The sequence below is a fragment of the Bradyrhizobium sp. P2_E8 genome, from assembly GCF_056403875.1.
The window spans coordinates 1-6,132 of the sequence record NZ_JBFUES010000424.1 but is presented as its reverse complement, the minus strand read 5'-3'; the positions used below and the strand labels follow the sequence as shown (position 1 = coordinate 6,132).

Sequence of the window (6,132 nt, the reverse complement as noted above, 5' to 3'; positions counted from 1 at the left end):
TTGCGCTGATCTGCATCGTGATCGCGACGCCGATCAGCGCCAGCATTGGACTGACCAGCCTGGCGACCGCCGGGTACATCGATCGGACAAATTTTACAGACGCCTGGGTCACATGGTGGCTGGGAGACGTGACCGGGGCGCTGGTCATTGCCCCCGTCATCGTGCTTTGGGCATCAAGCAACGATCATGCTTTCAACCGCGATGATTGTTTGGAGACGGTCGGCGTCCTCGCAACAGCGGCGGCCGTTGGACTCATTGCTTTCAGTCCCCTGATCGAGCAAACGCCGGGCAGAGATCCACTGGGTTTTCTCGCGATCCTGCCGATGTTGTGGGCGGCGCTGCGCCGCGGCCCACGTGACACCGCAACGGTTGCGCTGGTGCTTGCAGGCATCACGGTCTGGGGGACGCTCACGGGCGGCGGCCCCTTCACGACCGCGAACCTCAACGTTTCATTCCTGCTGGTGTTGATGTTTCTGATCAGCATTACGGTTCCGAGCTTGTTACTGAGCGCCGACGTCGAGGTCCGCAAGCGGGGGGAGAAACGTCTGCGCCGCGCGCAGGTCGAACTCGAACGGAAGGTCGCGGAGCGTACGCAGGAGCTCGAGCTCGCCAATGCAGCAAAATCGCGCTTCCTTGCCATGGCAAGCCACGATTTGCGGCAGCCATTGCATGCACTGGGCTTGTTCATTGCCCAGCTGCGCATGCCGCTCAGATCGGGGGAACGGACAAGGACGATCGAGCTGGTCGATGCAACGCGCAAGGAAATGGATGAAATGCTCAATTCGCTGCTGGATATGTCCAAGCTGGATGCTGGAATCCTCATCCCCACAATTACCGAATTCCCGATCGCGCGCCTGTTGCAAAAAATTGAGACGACGTTTGATCAGGCAACGCGAGAAACGGGCTTGCGTCTACGCGTCAGGCGAAGCGACGCCTGGGTGCGGAGCGACGCCATGCTGCTCGAACGCATACTGCTCAATTTGGTATCCAACGCTGTGCGCTATACGTTGCGGGGTGGGATCATTGTCGGCTGTCGCCGGCGCGGTCAGATGTTGCGCATCGAAGTATGGGACAGTGGTCCCGGAATTCCCGAGGATCAGAAACAGAATATCTTTGGCGAGTTCTTTCAACTGGCCGCCCGAGACCGGAACCGGTACGGCAGCATGGGGCTCGGCTTGGCTATCGTCGACAGGCTTCGCCTGCTTCTCAACCATCCAATCGACTTGGCTTCGACCGTGGGCCGAGGTTCGCGATTCGCGATCCTGGTTCCGATGGCCGATGAATGCGGCACATCCGCTGAGCCCGTCGCTCCTCCGCACCCCGCGGCCTTTGCAGTCGAAGGCAAGGTCGTTCTTGTCATTGCCGATGCTCCAATTGTCCAGGAGGGAACGGGCGGATTGCTTGGCAGATGGGGATACACCGCCCTTACCACCGGATCCGACGAAGCGGCACTTATCCGACTTGCGGAGCGCCAACAGCGCCCCGATCTCATCATCTCGGATTATCATCTTGCGAACGGAAAGACCGGGATCCGAGCCATTGAAGAAATCAATGCGGCGTTTGGTTCGTCCATTCCGGCTATTCTCATCAGCGGCGATACGGCACCTGAACCAGCACGCGAGGTCAGGGACAGAGGATACATTTTGCTGCACAAGCCTGTCGATCCGATGCGGCTCCGCGCTGTCATGCACGAGCTCTTGATGGATCATGACGATGGGAGGGATACCCGGGCGGCTTCATGACTGGGATTTCGGCGGCGATTCCCAGCCCATCTTTCCTACCTTTATGACTGCCTCGGTGCGGCTCGTCACGCTGAGCGCCTTGAGAACGACCGTGATGTGATTTTTCACTGTCGGCACTGCCATGTTGAGCGTCTTGGCAATGATCTTGTTGCTTTTTCCCTTCATCAGGAGCGCAAGCACTTCGATCTGCCGGTCGGTCAATCCGAGACCCCTGAGAAAGTCGGGCGTCGTTGGTTCATTCGTAAGCCGCGCAGACGGTGTTTCCTCCAGAATTTCAGAGGGAATGTAAATACCGCCAGAGAACACCAACTCGATGGCGTTGAGCATGACCTCGCGTTCGGTCGTCTTAGGGATGAAACCCAGCGCGCCGAGTTTGAAAGCGCGTTTGACTGTGTCTTGATCATTCGAGGACGAAAGAATGATGATAGCAATGGTCGGATAACTGTCTCGCAGTTCGCGGAGGACGGAGAAGCCATCTCTGTCGGGCAAATTGATATCAAGCAAGATGAGGCTGATGTCGGGATGTTCCTCGACTATGTCCACCGCCTGACGGCTGCTCGAAGCTTCAAATATGACGGCTTCTCGCTTCAGCTGTCTCAGGACGGCGCACAACGCCTCGCGTATCAATGCATGATCGTCAACAATAAGGACTTTCATGAAAAGCTCTCCGTCATCCCATGGCGCGGAGATCCAATTTGAGAAATCATACACCCGCCTTTGGGTCTTTGGCGAGGAAGAGGCTGGCGGGAAGACGGGCCCCGAAACCGTCCATTCTTCATCGCTGGTCCAGCCAGCGGCTCACGGTTAGGCACTCAAGATAGAAGTTGAATGCCGTTGTATGCTGTAATTGTAATCAGGTCACGGGACGCCAAAAAACGAGTGCGGACCACAGGAGTCGCGGGATTCAGACTGCGGATATCCGTAGGTACCTTGATCATAGGACCTAGGAACCCCTCCGTGAGGACCTCCGGCTGATTTACGCGCTGTGCCGTTGAACGATAATCGTCAACCGACAGCCTCCCGCGCCAGGAGGTTCCACCAGGCGTCGCCTTAATTCGCGGCCGGGTTCGGCGCGGCTGAAGTCTTTCGTCAGTTTCGGTCCCTCTCGAAACGTGCGTAGACGCCGGACGGGGAACCAGATGCTTGATCGAACTGCCACCTCGAAGCCATTCGCAGGCGCGCTGCCGGAGCTGAGCGGCTACGGCCGCGATCTGCGCATTGATGCCTGCCGCGGCATCGCGCTCTGGTGGATCTTTCTTGACCATGTCCCGAACAACGTCGGGAGTTGGCTGACGCTGCGCAACTACGGCTTCAGCGATGCCGCGGAAGTATTCATGTTTCTTTCGGGTTTGACCTGCGCGCTGTCCTACGGCAAGGCACGGCAGAGCGGGGGCTGGACCGGCGTGATCGGCCGGACGCTGTGGCGAAGCTGGGATATTTATGTCGCATTTCTATTGCTCACCCTCGCCTGCGCCGTCGTGGTTCACCTCGCAGGCGGCGGTCCTCTTGCCGACAAGAGCAATACGCGCATTCTGTTGGATCAGCCGGGCGTGACGCTCGCGCATGCGGCGATCCTGCAATACCGCCCAGTAAATACCGACATCTTGCCGCTCTTCGTGCTTTATCACCTCTTGTTCGCGCCGCTGCTGTGGCTGCTGCTGCGAGCGCCGAACGCAACGCTGGGCGCGTCGCTGCTGCTTTACGCACTGGTGCACGTCTTCGGCTGGACCATCCCGGCATGGCCGAGCGGCCACTGGTTCTTCAATCCGCTGGCCTGGCAGCTGCCGCTTGTGCTTGGCGCGTGGTGGATCATCGAGGGCAAGCGATTTCGACCGTGGCTGACCTCGCGCACCGTGCTTGTTGCCGCGGTTCTCTATCTGCTGTTCAGCCTCATCATCGCATTGCGCTCTAGCGTCAAGGCGCCGGAAGCGTTGGTCCCGCAGGCACTCCTGACGCTGTTTTACCCGATGGACAAATCGAACCTCGCTCCATTGCGACTGCTGCATTTTCTGGCCCTTGCAGTTTTGGCCGCATGGCTCGTGCCTCGCGATTGGCGAGGGCTGACGACGCCGGTGATGCGTGGCGCCATTCTCTGTGGCCAGAATTCGCTGCCGATCTACTGCCTTGGCGTTCTGCTGACGCTGGTCAGCCACCTGGCGCTGCTCGACATCTCGGAGGGGCTGACGATGCAGATCGCGCTCAGTGTTGCTGGCGTCCTGGTGATGATCGGGGTGGCGACGCTGCTGAATTTGATCGCGATCAAACCCAGGCAGCAGCCGCACGCGAAGGCCGTCGAGCAGCCAACCAGGTTTGAGCCGGTCATCAATCCCATGACAGCCAGGGCGCTCGGCGTTGACATTCCGCCCGGGTTGCTCGCCTGTGCCGACGAGGTTGATCTACTAAAGATGCTGTTTGCCCCGGTGCGCGAGTCCGGCTGCGGCGCGGATCCAGTGCCGGCAATCGCGCACGCCTTCGGGCCACCAGCGAAAAGTGTGGGTCAGGACGTGGATTAGATCACAAGGACTGACAGGGACTGTGGAGCCGGCCCCGTCATCTCCCGGCCATCGTACAGGAGCCAAGGCCATGATGTCTCAGCCAAGGACCCACAAGAGAGCGATGCTGATCGCGGCGTACGTGATGTTTGCCAGCGTAGCGGCATTTCTGTCGGTCAACCTGGCATCACCCACCAGCGCCGCGCTCGGCGCGGACTGGCAGTGCAGCCGGTTTGCGCTCGTATTCACGACCTGCACCCCGGTGGGTGCACACGAGACCGTTTCCGCTGGCATGCGCAAGCTGACCCACCAAAAGCCGCACGCCATGCTGCGAATGTAAGCTGAAATCAGAGGATCCCCTCTTGCGGACCCGCTACCGCGCGCGCACCCCCTGTCCCTGTCGCTAGGGACAGACGGCAGCTCCCGAACGCGCTAGCTTGGCGGGACACAGCAGGAGAGCCAAGCTTGAGCACCGCGCCGCGCATCGACATCGACCCTGTCACGTTCTGGGCCGACCCCTATCCGATGCTCGCGACCATGCGCAAGGAGGCGCCGATCGCCTTCGTGCCGCAGCTCGGCTCGACGCTGCTGACGAGCCGCGACGACATCTCGATCTCCGAGAAGCAGATCGACGTGTTCTCCTCGCACCAGCCCGCCGGCCTGATGAACCGGCTGATGGGCCACAACATGATGCGCAAGGACGGCGAGGCGCACCAGGTCGAGCGCCGCGCGATGTTCCCGACGGTGTCGCCGAAGACGGTGAAGGCGCATTGGACGGCGCAGTTCCAGGCCCATGCCGACCGCATCATCGATGCGATCGAGCCGGGGCGGATCGACTTCATGCGCGATTTTGCGCTGCCGTTCTCGGGCGAATGCCTGAAGTCGATCACCGGCCTCACCAATATCGGCTTTGCCGAGATGGACGCCTGGTCGCAGGGGATGATCGAAGGCATCGCCAACTATGCCGGCGATCCCGCCGTCGAGGCGCGCTGCCATGCCGCGACGTCGGGCATCGACGCCGCGATCGACGACATCCTGCCGGTGATCACAAGGAACCCGGACCAGAGCATCCTCGGCGTCCTCGTCGCCTCCGGCATGCCGATGGAAAGCGTTCGCGCAAATGTCAAACTCGCGATCTCGGGCGGCCAGAACGAGCCGCGCAAGGCGATCGCCGGCACGGTCTGGGCGCTGCTGACCCATCCCGAGCAGCTCGATCTTATCAGGCGCGGCGAAGTCTCCTGGCTCCAGGCCTTCGAGGAATACGCCCGCTGGATCTCGCCGATCGGCATGTCGCCGCGGCGCATCGCAAAGCCATGGTCGATCCGCGACGTCGTGTTCGAAACCGATGAGCGCGTGTTCCTGATGTTCGGCTCCGCCAACCGCGACGAGAAGCATTTCGAGCGCGCCGATCAGTTCGACGTGCGGCGTGACACCACCAAGAGCGTCGCGTTCGGCGCCGGCCCGCATTTCTGCGCCGGCGCCTGGGCCTCGCGCGCCATGATCGCCGACGTCGCGCTGCCGACCGTGTTCGCGCGTGCCGGCCGGATCGAGATTGCCGATGACGAGCCGGTGCGGATCGGCGGCTGGGCGTTCCGTGGGCTGCAGAACCTGCCGGTGCGATGGCAATAGCGCGCAAATTGTCTGTGCTTCGCCGCAACGGGATTGAGGCACGCGCTTGCGGCAGCTCCAGTGTCATCGCCCGCCTTGTGCGCGGTTGCGCACTGGGGCGGGCGATCCAGTATTCCAGAGGCAGACGTTGGATACGGAAACGCCGCGGCGTACTGGATTCCCCGCCTTCGCGGGGAATGACAGCGGAGGTGGAAGGGAGCTTCGCGCCACGACAGCTCCCATTCGCCGATCATGCCATCATGCTCCTGTCTTGCCCGACGGGTCAAACG

General features: G+C 61.2%; 5 protein-coding genes. 4 read left to right on the top strand and 1 reads right to left on the bottom strand.

Translation table 11 applies throughout. The features are described from left to right. The coding region (locus tag AC1D00_RS22490; protein WP_477012160.1) for an MASE1 domain-containing protein at positions 1-1,742 on the top strand (1,742 nt) is incomplete at its 5' end. Here AC1D00_RS22490 and AC1D00_RS22485 read toward each other — a convergent pair. Beyond that, positions 1,737-2,399 carry a response regulator gene (locus tag AC1D00_RS22485; protein ID WP_135179322.1) on the bottom strand — a complete coding sequence of 221 codons (663 nt, stop codon included), beginning with the start codon at positions 2,397-2,399 and terminating at the stop codon, positions 1,737-1,739. The genes AC1D00_RS22490 and AC1D00_RS22485 overlap by 6 nt on opposite strands. Before the next feature lie 482 nt (positions 2,400-2,881). On the opposite strand from AC1D00_RS22485, the gene AC1D00_RS22480 reads away from it, so the two are divergent. The 3 genes from AC1D00_RS22480 to AC1D00_RS22470 all read left to right on the top strand — a co-directional run bounded on the left by AC1D00_RS22480 (position 2,882) and on the right by AC1D00_RS22470 (position 5,863). Further along, positions 2,882-4,255 carry an OpgC domain-containing protein gene (locus AC1D00_RS22480; RefSeq protein WP_477012159.1) on the top strand — a complete coding sequence of 458 codons (1,374 nt, stop codon included), beginning with the start codon at positions 2,882-2,884 and terminating at the stop codon, positions 4,253-4,255. Between the two features lie 103 nt (positions 4,256-4,358). Beyond that, complete coding sequence (locus AC1D00_RS22475; protein ID WP_477012158.1) at positions 4,359-4,574, top strand: hypothetical protein; 216 nt, start codon at positions 4,359-4,361, stop codon at positions 4,572-4,574. Between the two features lie 125 nt (positions 4,575-4,699). Beyond that, positions 4,700-5,863 carry a cytochrome P450 gene (locus AC1D00_RS22470; RefSeq protein ID WP_025575498.1) on the top strand — a complete coding sequence of 388 codons (1,164 nt, stop codon included), beginning with the start codon at positions 4,700-4,702 and terminating at the stop codon, positions 5,861-5,863. Positions 5,864-6,132 lie beyond the last annotated feature (269 nt).